Source organism: Streptomyces sp. NPDC007164 (assembly GCF_040634135.1).
GTDB lineage: Bacteria > Actinomycetota > Actinomycetes > Streptomycetales > Streptomycetaceae > Streptomyces > Streptomyces sanglieri.
In genome coordinates this window covers 115,028-130,028 of the sequence record NZ_JBEYFB010000011.1, presented here as the reverse complement: position 1 = coordinate 130,028, position 15,001 = coordinate 115,028, and the positions used below count along the sequence as shown (strand labels likewise).

Annotated in this window: 14 protein-coding genes; 5 read left to right on the top strand and 9 right to left on the bottom strand. The window is 71.4% G+C overall.

All coding sequences use genetic code 11. From position 1 onward, the window contains the following. Positions 1–48: 48 nt before the first annotated feature. From ABZ622_RS17140 to ABZ622_RS17125, 4 genes are all read right to left on the bottom strand, one after another. Positions 49–132 carry a putative leader peptide gene (locus ABZ622_RS17140; protein ID WP_311203059.1) on the bottom strand — a complete coding sequence of 28 codons (84 nt, stop codon included), beginning with the start codon at positions 130–132 and terminating at the stop codon, positions 49–51. Between the two features lie 222 nt (positions 133–354). Beyond that, positions 355–948, bottom strand: a complete 594-nt coding sequence (locus ABZ622_RS17135; RefSeq protein WP_360543846.1) for a GNAT family N-acetyltransferase — start codon at positions 946–948, stop codon at positions 355–357. Positions 949–1,050: 102 nt separating this feature from the next. Next, positions 1,051–2,331, bottom strand: coding sequence for a GAF domain-containing protein (locus ABZ622_RS17130; protein WP_360543844.1), 1,281 nt, complete (start codon positions 2,329–2,331; stop codon positions 1,051–1,053). A 253-nt stretch (positions 2,332–2,584) separates the two neighbouring features. Beyond that, positions 2,585–4,222, bottom strand: a complete 1,638-nt coding sequence (locus tag ABZ622_RS17125; protein WP_360543842.1) for an acyl-CoA dehydrogenase family protein — start codon at positions 4,220–4,222, stop codon at positions 2,585–2,587. 17 nt (positions 4,223–4,239) lie between these two features. On the opposite strand from ABZ622_RS17125, the gene ABZ622_RS17120 reads away from it, so the two are divergent. After that, positions 4,240–5,472, top strand: a complete 1,233-nt coding sequence (locus tag ABZ622_RS17120; protein WP_360543840.1) for a YihY/virulence factor BrkB family protein — start codon at positions 4,240–4,242, stop codon at positions 5,470–5,472. 7 nt (positions 5,473–5,479) lie between these two features. Here ABZ622_RS17120 and ABZ622_RS17115 read toward each other — a convergent pair whose 3' ends face one another. Then, positions 5,480–5,908, bottom strand: a complete 429-nt coding sequence (locus tag ABZ622_RS17115) for a CU044_2847 family protein (protein ID WP_360543838.1) — start codon at positions 5,906–5,908, stop codon at positions 5,480–5,482. Positions 5,909–5,960: 52 nt separating this feature from the next. Between ABZ622_RS17115 and ABZ622_RS17110 the strand changes: the two genes are divergently transcribed. After that, on the top strand, positions 5,961–6,656 hold the full coding sequence (locus ABZ622_RS17110) for a DUF6597 domain-containing transcriptional factor (RefSeq protein ID WP_360543836.1): 696 nt from the start codon (positions 5,961–5,963) through the stop codon (positions 6,654–6,656). 31 nt (positions 6,657–6,687) lie between these two features. On the opposite strand, the gene ABZ622_RS17105 is transcribed toward ABZ622_RS17110, so the two are convergent. From ABZ622_RS17105 to ABZ622_RS17090, 4 genes are all read right to left on the bottom strand, one after another. Continuing rightward, positions 6,688–7,080 (bottom strand): VOC family protein, encoded by a 393-nt coding sequence (locus ABZ622_RS17105; RefSeq protein WP_360543834.1) that lies wholly within the window; start codon positions 7,078–7,080, stop codon positions 6,688–6,690. Between the two features lie 110 nt (positions 7,081–7,190). Then, positions 7,191–8,744 (bottom strand): 3-hydroxyacyl-CoA dehydrogenase, encoded by a 1,554-nt coding sequence (locus ABZ622_RS17100; RefSeq protein ID WP_360543832.1) that lies wholly within the window; start codon positions 8,742–8,744, stop codon positions 7,191–7,193. A gap of 220 nt (positions 8,745–8,964) precedes the next feature. Beyond that, entirely contained in the window at positions 8,965–9,789 is an 825-nt protein-coding gene (locus tag ABZ622_RS17095; RefSeq protein ID WP_360543830.1) for a CoA-transferase, read from the bottom strand. A 50-nt stretch (positions 9,790–9,839) separates the two neighbouring features. Continuing rightward, on the bottom strand, positions 9,840–10,757 hold the full coding sequence (locus ABZ622_RS17090; protein WP_329595264.1) for a CoA-transferase: 918 nt from the start codon (positions 10,755–10,757) through the stop codon (positions 9,840–9,842). Positions 10,758–11,034: 277 nt separating this feature from the next. On the opposite strand from ABZ622_RS17090, the gene ABZ622_RS17085 reads away from it, so the two are divergent. The 3 genes from ABZ622_RS17085 (at position 11,035) to ABZ622_RS17075 (ending at position 14,957) form a co-directional block, all read left to right on the top strand. Then, positions 11,035–11,943 (top strand): LysR family transcriptional regulator, encoded by a 909-nt coding sequence (locus ABZ622_RS17085; RefSeq protein ID WP_360543828.1) that lies wholly within the window; start codon positions 11,035–11,037, stop codon positions 11,941–11,943. Between the two features lie 128 nt (positions 11,944–12,071). Beyond that, positions 12,072–13,301, top strand: a complete 1,230-nt coding sequence (locus ABZ622_RS17080; protein WP_360543826.1) for an acetyl-CoA C-acetyltransferase — start codon at positions 12,072–12,074, stop codon at positions 13,299–13,301. 312 nt (positions 13,302–13,613) lie between these two features. Further along, positions 13,614–14,957, top strand: coding sequence for an MFS transporter (locus ABZ622_RS17075; protein WP_360543824.1), 1,344 nt, complete (start codon positions 13,614–13,616; stop codon positions 14,955–14,957). The last annotated feature ends 44 nt before the right edge of the window (positions 14,958–15,001 follow it).

Genomic DNA, 15,001 nt, shown 5'->3' with positions numbered 1-15,001 from the left:
TGCGCAGGGGTTTGCAGAGAAAAGGGGATCGCGGCGGTGCTGGGACTCTCAGCTCGCCGGACAGATGGCGCTGGACACGCGGCCGAGGTCGACGTGGCGTCGACTCACCAAGGCAATTCCAGTTCCAGACATGACGGAAGCGTGGCACGCGAATCTCGGGCCAGTCCACCACTATCCAAGATGTGGACGGGAGTGTCCCGCTATGCAAGACGCTGTGGCGCTCGTCACGGAAAGTTTCCGGACCGGACCGCCCGTAATGGCCGCAATCCCCCTGTCTGTCACCGGGAGACGCCGTCGGAAGCGGAGTACGGCCCGGCTCTCCTGCCGCACCCCGCCCGGAACTACTGCCCGGAGCTACCGCCCGGACCCCGGCCACGGTCCGGGCGTCTCCACCTCCGGCTCCAGCTCCGTCTTCGTGTCGAAGAGCCGGAAGCCGCGCCGCAGATAGTTGTCCATGGCGTGCGGGCCGTCGTTGGAGCAGGTGTGCAGCCACACCCGCTTCGTCGGCGTCCGCTCCGGCCGGCGCTCCGCCAGGTCCCAGGCACGGGCGACCCCGTACGAGAGGAGATGACCGCCGATCCGGCGCCCCCGGAAAGCCGGAATCAGCCCGAAGTACATGATCTCGACGGCGCCCTCGTCCTGCGGGTCCAGCTCCAGGTAGCCCGCCGGAGTGCCGTTCGCGTACGCCACCCAGGTCTCGACCCCCGGCCGGTCCAGGGCCTCCTGCCACTGCGCGTACGTCATGCCGAGCCGGTCGGTCCACCGGATGTCGCCGCCGACCGCCGTGTAGAGGAACCGGCTGAACTCGGGAAGCGGCATCTCGGACCGCACGATCCGCACATCGCCCTCCGGGACCGTGGCGGGCCGCAGATCGTCGGGGGAGGTCTGTTCCAGGGACCAGATGGTCACTTCGGTGGTGGCGGCGGGGCTGTGTGCGGGGTTGCTCATGGCTGCCAGGGAACCACGCCCCGCCGCCTGCGCCAAAGCCGGTCCCGAGGCACGGACGCGGACCGCCGACGGAACGGGCCCGGATCCGGCCCGCGACACCCCTCAGCCGGCCGTACGCGCCCTGACCACGACCGGAGCCGTCGAGTGCGGCAGCAGATCGGCCGGGTGATCCGGGTGGATCACCTCCACCTCGACATCCTCACCGAAGCGGTACGGGCGGTGCGCGAGCACCTGGGCGAGATGACGGCGCATCCGGGAGATCTCCGCCCGCACCGTCACCGTCCGGGTCGCGTCGCCGAAGATGTCCTGCGCCAGCTCGGACGCCGTACGCCCCTGCGGGTGCAGCGCCAGGGCGTACAGCAGCTCCGCATGGCGTGGCGAGAGCCGCTGCGTCCAGGTGCCCACCGCACCCATCACATTGACCGTGAGACCGCGCGGCCGGCTCAGATCCAGCACCACCCGCTGCGGCGCCCCGTCCGAAGGCCCCTCCGAGACCTGGATCAGCCAGCCGCCCGGCAACGGCTCGACCCGGCACATGCCGAGCGACGGCAGCCACACCCGGCCCGGCCGTAACGACTTGGGCAGCGGCAGCCGGTCGACCGGCGGCATCCCGGTCACCGCGGCGAGCCAGCCGTGGGTGTCCACCGCCAGGGCCCGGCCGCCCAGTCGGCACACCAGCGGCGCCGCCACCGAGCGCAGCCGGTCGATCGCCTGCAGATGCCGGTTCCTGATCTCGCTCTCCGCCAGCCTGGCGACCGAACTGACCAGGGCGAGCGTCGTCGGATGGAACGTGGACGCGGGACCGCTCATGTCGACGATGCCCATCATCTTCCCGTCGCGCGGGTCACGGACCGGGGCCGCCGCGCACGTCCAGTTGTGCAGCGTGCGGATGAAGTGCTCCGAGGAATGGACCTGGACCGGGACGCGGGAGACCAGCGCCGTACCGATCGCGTTCGTCCCCGTGCTCTCCTCCGCCCAGGCCGCGCCCTCCGCGAGACAGACGTCGTCCGCCCGGCGCAGCACCCCCGCGTTGCCCCGGCGCCACAGCACCCGGCACTCCACATCGGTGACCACCATGATCTGCTGGGCGGCGTCCGCCAGGGCGACCAGACCGTCGTTCAGCAGCGGCATCACCTCGCCCAGCGTCGAGCTCCGGCGACGGTGCTCGATCTCGTCCACATCGAGCAGCGGACTCTCGGTCGACTGGTCCGGGTCGATGCCGCTGCGCAGCACCCGGTCCCACGAGGCACCGATCTCGGCCCGCGGGGCGACCGCCGGGCGGTCACCCGCCAGCGCGGCCTCCCTGGCCCGGTGGATCGCACGGATGGCCCCCGGGGTCTGCGGGACAGCAGGCCGGGGCACCCCGAAGGCGCTGGTCTCCACGCTCGTTTCCCCCCACATGCCAGGGCCGGCTCGACGATCCACGGCCCCATCCTGCCGCCGGGAGGGGCCCGGTACCGCGTACTCCGCACAATGGTTGCAACCCTTTGCAACTCTGGCGAGAGGGGGCGGGTCCGTACGAGAGTGATGGAACACCGCGCGGCGGAGCCCGTGTTCCATCGTTCGGTGTGCACAGCATGGAGGGTGGTGCCGTGTCGGCGCAGCACCACCCTCCGTTGCTGTCCACGGGCGGATCTCAGTGTGCGACGGGCCGCGCCCGTTCGACGACCGACACCAGGTCGAGGGTGTGCGGCAGCGTCCCGAAGGCCGCGCCCCGGTCCCCGCCCAGCCGTGACGCGCAGAACGCGTCGGCCACCTCCGGCGGCGCCCACCGCACCAGCAGCGAACCCTGGAGCACCAGCGCCATCCGCTCCGCCAGACGGCGGGCCCGCGCCTCGATCCCGTCCAGATCGGCCAGCTCCGTCAGCATGTCCCTGATCGCCCGGTCCAGCCGGTGATCGGCCCCGCGCGCCCTGCCGACCTCCTGGAGGAACGCGTTCAGCGCCATCGGCTCACGCTGCAGCGCCCGGAGCACATCCAGCGCCTGTACGTTCCCGGCGCCCTCCCAGATGGAGTTGAGCGGCGCCTCGCGCAGCAGCCGGGGCATCCCGGACTCCTCGACGTAACCGTTGCCGCCCAGACACTCCAGCGCCTCACCCACCAGCGGAGTGCACCGCTTGGTCACCCAGTACTTCGCCGCGGGCACCGCGATCCGCAGGAAGGCCAGCTCGCTCTCCGATCCGTCGTCGTACGCCGCCGCCAGCCGCATCGCCAGCACCGTCGCGGCCTCCGACTCCAGCGCCAGATCGGCCAGCACATTGCGCATCAGCGGCTTCTCGACCAGCACCCCGCCGAACGCGCTGCGGTACGTGCAGTGGTGGATCGCCTGCGCCACCGCCTGCCGCATCAGCGCCGCCGAACCGGCCACACAGTCCAGCCGGGTCGCCGCCACCATCTCGATGACGGTGTGCACCCCACGCCCCTCCTCGCCGACCCGGCGCGCCCAACTGCCGTCGAACTCGACCTCGGCCGAGGCGTTCGAACGGTTGCCCAGCTTGTCCTTGAGCCGCTGGATCGCGAACGGGTTGCGGGTGCCGTCGGGCAGCACCCGGGGCAGCAGAAAGCACGTCAGACCGCCGGGCGCCTGCGCCAGGACCAGGAAGCCGTCGGACATGGGCGCCGAACAGAACCACTTGTGCCCGGTGAGCAGATACTCGCCCGCCGCGGCCAGCGGCTCGGCCCGGGTCGTGTTCGCCCGTACGTCCGAGCCGCCCTGCTTCTCCGTCATCCCCATCCCGAGGAGCGCACCCGCCTTCCGCGCGGCGGGCCGCAGCCCCTGCTCGTACACCGCCGAGGTGAGCAGCGGCTCCCACTCGGCGGCCAGCGCCGGATCGGTACGCAGCGTGGGCACCGCCGCGTGCGTCATCGACAGCGGGCAGCCGTTCCCCGCCTCGGCCTGCGTCCACACCAGGAAACCGGCGGCCCGCCGCACATGGCCGGCGGGCCGGCCCCAGGCAGCGGTCAGGCCCGCGCCGACCCCGTGGCCGAGCAGCCGGTGCCAGGCCGGATGGAACTCGACCTCGTCGATCCGATGCCCGTACCGGTCGTGCGAACGCAGCACCGGCGGATTCGCGTTCGCCTGCGCACCCCACTCCTGTACCTGGGCGGATCCCGCGGCGCGGCCCAGCTCACCGAGTTCGCCCCGGACTTCGGCCAGTAGCTCGGGTGACGTGTGACGTTGCACGGCCTCGGTGAGCGCCTGGTCGGTGCCGAAGACGTCGTAGCCGGTCAGCGGCGGTACCTGGTTGGACACGGTGTGGGTGGTGGCTGCCATGCCGATACGGTAAGGACGTGCAGGCAGCAAATGAAACACCCGAGCCGCCACCGGGCCGGCTCCACCGGGCCCGAGTCCTCTACCGCAACGTATCCAAGCGGCAGATGGCCTGGCGGTTGCTCAAGGACACCGTCAACTCGTGCATGGAGTACCGCATCCTCGGGCTCGCCGCCGAGGCGGCGTTCTTCACCCTGCTGTCCCTGCCGCCCCTGCTCCTCGGCCTGATCGGACTGCTCGGATACGTCGACGAGTGGACCAGCACCACCACGGTCGCCTCCATCGAGCGCAACATCCTCAACGCCGCGCAGACCGTGCTCAGCGAGCGGGGCGTCAACGACTTCGCCAAGCCGCTGCTGGCGGACGTCTCCACCGGCGCCCGGCCCGATGTCATCTCCATCGGCTTCGCGATCGCGCTCTGGTCCGGCTCCCGCGCGGTCAATGTCTTCATCGACACGATCACCGTGATGTACGGCCTCGACGGCCAGCGCGGCATCGTCAAGACGCGACTGCTCGCCTTCCTGCTGTACGTCGTCGCGCTGCTGCTCGGCGCCGTCGTGCTGCCGCTGCTGGTCGTCGGCCCCGACCGGGTCGTGGAGATCGTCCCGTGGGGCACCGAACTCATAAGCGTCCTGTACTGGCCGCTGGTGATCCTGCTGTCGATCGCGTTCCTGACGACGCTCTACCACGTGTCCGTGCCGGTCCGTTCGCCGTGGATCGAGGACATGCCGGGCGCGCTGGTCGCACTGGCGATGTGGGTGCTCGGCAGCTTCCTGCTCCGGATCTATCTCACCAGTACGGTCGAGGGGCCCACGATCTACGGCTCGTTGGCGGCCCCGATCGCCGTGCTGCTGTGGATCGGCATCTCCGCGTTCGCGGTCCTGGTCGGCGCGGCGGTGAACGCGGCCATCGACCGGGTCTGGCCCTCACTGGCGACGGCCGCCGCCCGCGCGGCGAACGAGCGGGTACGGGCGGCCCAGGCGGCGGAGCTGGTCGCCCGGACGCAGGCGGGGAACCAGGAGTACTGGGACGACGACGATGACGATGACGGCGACGACGACGGGAGCGACGTCGGCGACAGCCCCTACATGCCCTCCGAGTTCCCGGAGCGCTGGTCGAAGTTCCTGCCGCCGGACGACGTGAAGTCCAGGCTGCAACCGAGCCGCGAAAAGGAGCCGGAGAAGCCGGAGCCGGAGAAGTGGGACGCGGGGGAGCGGGACACGGAGAAGCGGGGCGAGGAGTCCGGCGGCTGAGCGGTTCCTACGGCGCGGGCGTGGGTGCCGGAACGGTCGGCTCGGAAGGAGCCGCGGGTGCCCCGGGTGCGGTTGGAGCCACGGGTACCGGAGGTGTCGCAGGTACCGCCGGTGTCGCGCCGGGGGACCAGGACAGCTTGACCGTCAGATGTCCCTCGACCGCGCTCTTGGCGATCACCGCGCCGGCCTCCGCCGTGATCTTCACCCCGAATTCCAGCTCCACGCCGTCCGGCTTCAGCGCGCCGTCCCGGAACACCGCGAGGGCGGACTCCGCCGCCGACCGGATCCCCGTCAGCGCACTGTCGAACGTACGCCCGGCTCTGGCCAGGGTGTTGTCGTCGCCCAACGCGACCAGCTGCGCGCCCTGCGTGTGCCGGTCGACCTCGACCGTGACCGTCGCGCCGCTCTCGGTGGTGAACTCCATCAGTGCCGTCATGACTGCCCCCGGGAAGCTGATTCCGTTCGCCGACGAGACTAGCGTGTGAGCCATGGGCAACAGGTACGAAGAGCGGACGTCGCGGTTCGACGGCGCGATCGTCTGGACGCTGAGCGTGCCGGAGGGATCGGCCCACCCGGTGCTGCCCGACGGCTGCATGGACCTGCTCTGGATCGGTGGACGGCTGCTCGTCGCGGGCCCCGACACCCGCGCCGCCACACCGTCCGCCCCGGCCGGCGGACGGTGCGCCGGCATCCGGTTCGCGCCCGGCACGGCCCCCGCGCTGCTCGGGGTGGCGGCGGACGAGCTGCGCGACCGCCGCGTCGAACTCGCGGACCTCTGGCCGGGAGACCGGGTCCGGGTACTCACCGAGCAGCTCGCCGAGGCCCGCGACCCGGCCGCCGCGCTGGAGGACGTCGCACTGCGCCGGGCGGCCGAGACCGCACCGCCGGACCCGTTGATGCGGTACGTCGCCGGCCGGCTCGACGCCGGATGGTCCGTCGCGGACACCGCACACCGGGCCGGTCTGGGCGCCCGCCAGCTGCACCGCCGTTCGCTCGCGGCCTTCGGCTACGGGCCGAAGACGCTCGCCCGGGTCCTGCGCCTGCAACGCGCGCTGGCCCTCGCCCGGTCCGGGACGCCGTACGCCGAGGCGGCGGTCGAGGCGAGCTGCACCGACCAGGCCCATCTCGCCCGGGAGATGCGCGACCTGGCCGGCACCACCCTGACCGCCCACCTGGCCCGCTAAAGCCTCGTTCCGGCTGTTGGGGCCCGTCGCCTCAGCCGTTGGCGGCGAACAACGACACCGCGCAGCCGTCCGGGTCGAGGACCATCGCGTAACGCTGCCCCCACACCGCGTCCCACGGCTTCAGATGCCCCCGGTACCCCGCACCGGTCAGATCGTCGTACACCGCGTCCACCTCCGCCGGGCTGTCGCACAGGAAGGCCAGGGAGAGACGGTCCCCGCCGGTCGGCGCGGTCCATCCGGGGTCGAACGAGCGGATGACGTCCTCGGTGTCCCACAGCAGCCGCTGTCCGCCCGGGAGCGTCACTTCGACATGGGGTGCGGATTCCGCTCCGGCTGGGATGTCGAGGCCGAGCCGGCGGTAGAAGGTGAGCGATGCGGCCAGATCCGCCGTGACGATGCCGATCGCGTCCATGCGTGGAGTCATGCTCCGACCGTATGCCGGACCCCGGCGCGGGTCTTGTACGAAACGGACATGGCCGGTACGCGGGGCGGGTGCTGCCGAGGGAACCCGGCAGCACCCGTTCGCCACCGCCCCTACGTGGCGTCGGCCGTGCAGTCGGCGGGCGACGTGCCCGGGTCCGTCAGTGCGAGACCGAGCTGGGCGCGTTCGGTGACCCAGCGGCTCGGACGATGGCGCGGATCACCCGTCGTGCGGTGCAGGGTTCGGTGCAGCTCCAGCATCCGGCCCGCGCCGATCCGGTCGCCCCAGGCCAGCGGGCCGACCGGGTAGCCGAGCCCGGCGGTGACGGCCAGGTCGATATCGGCGGGAGCGGCGATGGAACGCTCCGCGATCCCCGCCGCGACCGACACGATCGAGGCGAGCAGCCGCTGGGCGACCGAGCCCGCCGTGTCCCGCACCACCGAGACCGCCCACGGCACCTCGTCGTCCGCCGCGCGGGCCAGCACCGCGCGGGCGTCGCGCGCGGCGGCCGGGTCCGCCGCCGGGGTCACGGCCAGCACCCGGCGCCGGCCGGCCGCGGGCAGCGGGTCCACGCCGAAGGTGCGCCCCGCGGGCAGCCCGTGCCCGGCGACCGCCCCGGCCACCGTGGTGCCCCAGGCCGGAACCAGCACCAGGGCGTCGGCGGACGGCCCGTCGCCGGTCTCGACCACGGCCCCCGCGCCGCTCAGCGCGGTCCGCAGCGCGGCCGCGTCCCGGTCCTGCCCCTCGGCGCCGTGGACGAACACCGGGCGGTCCGCGTCGCCGGTGACCGGCGGCTCCGGAGCGGGGGCGGGCGCCTCGGGGCCGTACGCGTACCAGCCGCGCCCGGTCTTGCGGCCGTGCAGCCCGGCCACCACCCGGTTCGGGGTGAGGTAGGAGGGACGGAGCCGGTCCGCGTAGCGGAACCCCTGCCAGATCGAGTCGATCACCGCAGCCGTCACATCCAGGCCGGTGAGGTCCATCAGCTCGAACGGGCCCATCCGCAGGCCCAGTACGTCACGGGCGATCCGGTCGATGTCCGCCGGATCGCCGACCGTCTCCTCCAGCAGCGCGAGCGCCTCGGTCACCAGCCCGCGCCCGGCGTGATTGACGAGGAAGCCGGGGCTGTCGGCGACGGTGACCGCGCGATGGCCGCAGCTCTCGACGAGTGCGGTGAGGGCCGGCGGGATCTCCGGGCGGGTGGCGGCGCCGGGCACGATCTCGACGATCTTCATCAGCGGCACCGGGTTGAAGAAGTGCAGCCCGGCCAGGCGCGTCGGGTCCTCCAGCGCCGCGGCGATCCGGGTGACCGACAGGGACGAGGTGTTGGTCGCGAAGACGGCCGTCGCGGGCAGCGCCTTCTCCAGCCGGCCGAACACCTCCTTCTTGGTGTCGAGGTCCTCCCGCACGGCCTCGACGACCAGCTCGACGTCCGGGCCCTGCGCCCACGGATCGTCGAGCGGGATCAGCCGCTCCAGGGCGGCGGCGCTGTCCTCGGCGGACATCCGGCCCTTCTGCACGGCCCGTTCGAGCATGGACCGTACGAAGTCCACGGCGGCCGTCACGGCCTCCGTGCGCACGTCGCACAGCTCGACGGTGTGTCCGGCGGTCGCCGCCCACTGGGCGATGCCGCGGCCCATGGCCCCGGCGCCGACGATCCTGATTCGCATGGCGTTTGCGGTCCTCTCGCGGTGTGACATGTGGTCTGTCCGGGTCGGCGGGTGTGACATGTGACCTGTGCAGGCTGGCGGGTGTGACATGTGACCTGTGCAGGCTGGCGGGTGTGACATGTGACCTGTGCAGGCTGGCGGGTGTGACATGTGACCTGTCCAGGCCGACAGGTGTGACATGTGACCCGTCCACGTGAACGGGTGCGACACGTGATCCGTCTCAGCGAAGATAGACGCGGCCGGGGTCCACGTCCTCCCGCAGCAGCCGGAGTTCGGCCGCGGTCGGCGGTGGGACTGTGCCGACCGTGTCGGCCACCTTCAGGTCCCAGCCGGTGGCCGCGCGTACCTGCTCGACGGTGACGCCGGGGTGGACGGCGACCAGGTGGAGTTCCTCGCCGACGCCCGCGCGGGCCAGGATGCCCAGTTCGGTGATGACCCGGGTGACTCCCGCGCCCAGCGGCCGGATGCCCTCGGCCAGCGCCCGGTCCGGGCCGGGCGTGGTGCAGAAGTCCAGGTTCTCGGTGAAGGAGCGCGGGTTGTGGCGGCGCATCACCACGAAGACCTCGCGGGAGTTGGCCATCACCTCGATGCCGCCGCCGGAGCCGGGCAGCCGGACCGAGGGGCTGTCCCAGTCGCCGATCACGGAGGTGTTGAGGTTGCCCCACCGGTCGATCTGCGCGGCGCCCAGGAACCCCACGTCGATATGGCCGCCCTGGAGGACACAGCCGAAGAGGGTGGGCATCGCGAGCACCGCCTCCGCACCGGTGATCAGGACCGCGTCGGCGATGGTCTCCGGCAGATGCGAGGGGTGCGCGCCGCAGACCCCGGACTCGTACACGACCTCGATCTCCGGGGCGACCGTCAGATGGGCCAGCTCGGTGGCGAGCGTCGGCAGGCCGATGCCGGCGAACACCGTGCGGCGCGCGGCCAGTTCACGGGAGGCGACGACGGAGAGCAGCTCAGAGGAGGTGATGGTGTCCGGTGCGGTGGCGATCGTGGTGCTCGTGGTTGTTGTGCCCGTCGTGGTCGTCGTGGTCGTCGCCATGGGGCGTTCCCTCTCCTGTTCCGTTTCCGTCGGTCGTGCGGTCCGCCCGCTCACAGCCGCCGCCCGTAGTTCACGGGCAGGCTCAGCGCCTCGCCGACCGCCAGGCCCGCCCAGAACTCCTCGCCGAGCTTGTCGACGTACTCCGCGTGGTCGGCCGTCCCCAGCACCCATTCCGCCAGCCAGTCCTGGAGCCGCTGCGGATCCTTGCTGATGTGCGACCAGGCGCGGTAGAAGGCGTTGTCCCGGTCGTAGTACCCCTGTGCGAAGGAGGGGTGGGCGCCGCGTGGGCAGACGACGACCGCGTCGACCGCGTGGGCGGGGACGAGCGTACGGTTCGGGTCCGAGCGGATCACCTCGTCGTCGACGATCTCCTCCACGACGACGATCGCCTTCTCCGCCGCGTACACCGCCTCGGCCTGGATGCCGGTCAGGCCCCACATCTGGGTGTTGCCGCTGCGGTCGGCGCGCTGGGCGTGGATGATCGTCACGTCCGGGTTGACCGGCGGTACGACGTAGATCTGCTCGGGCTCGCCGTCCGGACCGGGGTAGGGCGAAGTGACCTTGCGCAGACCGCTGTTGACGGACGGCAGATCGCTGCCGCCGTAACTGCGCAACGGGTGGAACGGCAGCCGCTGCGCACCGGCCAGGTAGCGGCAGATCATCCCGTAGTGGCTGTACTCCTCGAAGGCGAGCGGCGCGGGCTCGCCGGTCTCGATGCGGCGGCGCAGCTCGCCGAGCGATCCGGCCGAGGAGTTGCCGACGAAGGAGGAGACCAGCCGCGAGACACAGCCCGCGGCGATCATCTGGTCCACCACGATGTCCGCGGTCATCCGGACCACGGTGAGGTCCCGGCGGCCCTGGCGGATGATCTCGTGACCCGCGGCTGTCGGGACGAGATGGGTGAAGCCTTCGAGACAGACGGTGCCGCCGTCGTGGACGAAGGCGGCTATCGCCGCCTTCATCGACATCGTCTTGTCTTTCCGGTCCGTCGTGGCCACGGTGCTCCTCCGGCTCTGCTTGCGCTTCCTGGGTATGCGCGTCGACCCACCGTGTCAGCGGCTATTGATTGCTGTCCAATACCAAATTAAGGTCGTATCAAGACGTCCTGCTAATGAATCGGATCGGTTGGTCCGGTCGCTGGGGCTGGTTGCCGGGTCCGGTCGATGGGTCCTGTGGACTGGTCCGGTGGATGGGTCAGATTGATGAGTCCGGTCGGCGACGACCGGTGGCCGAAGGGGAACGCGCATGGAGCTGCGTCATCTGTCCGCGTTCGTCGCCGTGGCCGAGGAACTGCACTTCGGACGGGCCGCGAAGCGGCTGCAGATGGCCCAGCCGCCGCTGAGCCAGCAGATCCGCCAGCTGGAGAAGGAGCTGGGTGTCCAGCTCTTCGAACGCAACACCCGGTCGGTGCGGCTCACCAGCGCGGGGGAGTCCTTCCTCCAGCCGGTCCGTACCGTCCTGGACGACCTGGACACTGCGGTGCGCGCCGCGAAGGCGGCGGGCCGCGGCGAGTACGGCCGGGTCACCATCGGCTTCGCGGGAGCCTCCAGCCACGAGACGCTGCCGAACCTCACCAGAGCCGTGCGCGCCGCCCACCCCGCCCTCGAACTGGTCATGAGGGGCCAGACCTACGCCAACGTCGCCCTCGACCGGGTCGCCGACGGCTCGCTCGACCTGGGTTTCGTGCGGCTTCCGGTGACCCAGCCGGGAGTGGCGTACCGGGTGATCGACGAGGAGGAGCTGGTCTGCGCGCTGCCCTTCGACCACCGGCTCGCCCGGCTGGAGAGCGTCCCCATCGACGTCCTGGCCGAGGAGCCCTTCGTCTCCTTCCCCGCCAACACCGGCTCCACGGTGCGCGACGCGATGGTCGGGGCCTGCGAGGCCGCCGGATTCAACCCCCGGGTCGTCCAGGAGGCACCCGACTCGTACACCATCCTGGCGCTGGTCGCTGCGGGCGTCGGTGTCACGCTCACCGTCACCTCCGTCCAGCACATCCAGCAGAACGGACTGGTCTACCGGCCCCTGTCCGGCCCGCCGATCCGACTCCAGGCGGCGCTCGCCTGGCGGGCCGACAACCCCTCCGCCGCGCTGCGGGCGGTACTCGCCGCGGCGGAGGACGCCCTGCCCACGCCGGCGGGCCCGTCCGAGGCGTGAACCGCAGCGGACCGACGCCGCATTGAGACGCGCCACGTCTTGGACCAGGGCGAACTGGATATTGGACCGGCTCAGCCGCCGGGTGCAAGGGTCGGCGGCAAACGCCCTCGCCACCGAAAGGTCACGCCGTGCCCGACCAGCAGCTCGATGTCGTCATCTGTGAACCACTGCGTACCCCCATCGGCCGTTTCGGCGGAGTGTTCGCGCAGCAGACGCCGGCCGTACTCGCCGCACGCGTCATCGCCGAGGTCGTGGCCCGTACCGGTATCGATCCCGCCGCCGTCGACGAGGTGATCCTCGGTCACTCCTATCCGTCCGCGGAGGCCCCCGCCATCGGCCGGGTCGCCGCTCTCGACGCCGGGCTGCCCGAGACCGTCACCGGATCGCAGGTCGACCGCCGCTGCGGCTCGGGCCTCCAGGCCGTGCTCGACGCGGCGATGCAGATCCGGGCCGGCTTCAGCGAGGTCGTGATCGCGGGCGGAGTCGACGTGATGAGCGCCGCCCCGTACTACACCCACGACGGCCGCTGGGGCATCAAGGGCCCCGGCCTCCAGCTCCACGACTCGCTGGCCAGGGGCAGGGTCACCGCGGGCGGCGTCAACCACCCCGTACCGGGCGGCATGATCGAGACCGCCGAGAACCTCCGGCGCGCATACGGCATCAGCCGCGCCGACCAGGACGCCCTCGCCCTGCGCTCCCAGCAGCGGGCCGGCCGGGCGGTGGCCGAGGGGCGGTACGACGCCGAGACCGTTCCCGTCACCGTACGCACCCGCAAGGGCGAGACGGTCGTCACCGCCGACGAGCACCCCCGCCCCGACACCACCGCCGAACAACTCGCCGCGCTGCGCCCGATCATGGCGAAGTCCGACCCGGAGGCGACCGTCACCGCGGGCAACGCCAGCGGCCAGAACGACGCGGCCGCCGCCTGTCTGGTCACGAGCGCGGCCACCGCCGAACGGCTCGGCCTCACCCCGCTGGTCCGCCTGGTCTCCTTCGCCCGTGCCGGGGTGCCCGCCGCCACGATGGGCATCGGCCCCGTCCCGGCGACCCGTGCCGCTCTCGCCCGTGCCGGCCTCGGCCTCGCCGATCTCGACCTGATCGAGCTCAACGAGGCCTTCGCCGCCCAGGTGCTGGCCTGCACCCGCGAGCTGGGCCTCGGCGAGAGGGACCACGAGCAGCGGATCAACGTCAACGGCTCCGGCGTCTCCCTCGGCCACCCGGTCGGCGCCACCGGCGCCCGCATCCTTGCCACGCTCACCCGTGAGCTGCACCGCCGCGAGGCGCGGTACGGCCTGGAGACCATGTGCATCGGCGGCGGGCAGGGCCTTGCCGCGATCTTCGAGCGGATCGCGGCCTGAGATCCGGCCGCTGAGGTGTCACAGGTGCAGTGAGACGCCTGACGTCTCACTGCACCAGTAATTCAGTATTGGACCGTTCTAGGTCCCGGCTGGCACCGTAACGCCATCACCCCCACCGCCGCCGTCCCTCCCCGGTTCACCGATGCGCCCCCACGCATGCCCGAGAGGTCTCGGGCATGCCCACTCGGTCCCACGCAGCCCCACGCAGCCTCATTCAGTCCTACGCAGTCCCGCGCGGCGACGGGCGTCTCGGGCGACGCCCCTTCTCGTCCCCTGCCATCCGTTCGATCAATGACGTTCACGGGAGCCACCATGAGTGCGTCCACCGCCAGCGCACGAGAGCGCACAAGAGCCGCAAACCGCGCCGGATTCGGTGCTTTCATCGGTTCGACCATCGAATGGTTCGACTTCTACATCTACGGGACGGCGGCCGCGCTCGTCTTCGACAAGGTGTTCTTCCCCGAGCTGGACGGCCCGGTGGGAACCCTGGTCGCCTTCGCGACCTTCTGGGTCGGCTTCCTCGCCCGGCCCATCGGCGGGATCATCTTCGGCCACTACGGTGACCGCCTGGGCCGCAAGAAGACCCTGGTCATCACCCTGCTGATGATGGGCATCTCGACCACCGCGATCGGCCTCCTGCCGAGCTACGCCTCCATCGGCATAGCCGCCCCGATCCTGCTGGTCGCCATCCGCATGGTGCAGGGCATCGGCCTGGGCGGTGAGTGGGGCGGTTCCGTACTGATCGCCTCCGAGCACGCCCCGAAGGGCAAGTCGGTGCTGTACGGGGCGTTCGCCCAGCAGGGCTCCCCGGTCGGCAACACCCTCTCCACCCTGAGCTTCCTCGCCATCAGCCAGCTGCCCGACTCCGCGTTCGTCTCCTGGGGCTGGCGGGTGCCGTTCCTCTTCTCGGCCGCCCTCGTCATCGTCGGGCTCTTCGTCCGGCTGAAGGTCGCCGAATCCCCGGCGATGGCGAAGCTCATCGAGAAGAAGGAGGTCGTCAAGCTTCCGCTGACCGAGGTCCTGCGCACCCAGCCCATGCTGATCGTCCTCGGCATCGGCGCCTGCACGATCGGTCTGTCGGCCACCTACTTCAAGTCGACGTTCGCCCTGTCCTGGGCCACCTCGGCACTCGGCTTCGACCGCAGCTCGTTCCTGACGATCATCCTCGTCGCCAACATCACCCAGATCATCGTCCAGCCCTTCGGCGCCCTCATCGCCACCCGCATGAAGAGCTGGTCCCGCGCGGTGACCGTGATGCTGGTGCCCGAACTGATCCTGATGCCGGTGATGTTCCTGCTGATCCGCACCGAGAACTACGGCCTCGCGATGCTCGGCGTCGCCGTCGCCACCATCCCGCACTGCCTCTACTACGCGGCCCTGGCCGGCATGCTCGCCAGCCGCTTCCCGGCCCACCTGCGCTACACCGGCATCTCGCTGTGCTACCAGCTCTGCGGGACGCTGCTCGGCGGCACGACCCCGATCATCGGCCAGTTCCTGCTCAACCGCACCGGCTCGATCACCGCCGTCATCGCCTACGCCATCTTCCAGGTGTCGCTGACCCTGGGCTGCATGCTTCTGCTGCTCAAGCGTCCCAACCACGACGAGCAGGCCGCCGAGCCCGTCGCCGCGGTACGCACCGCGACCGCCGCCGTCTGACCTTCCTGCCCCAGGGGAAGACCGGCCCCACGAAAAGAAGACGA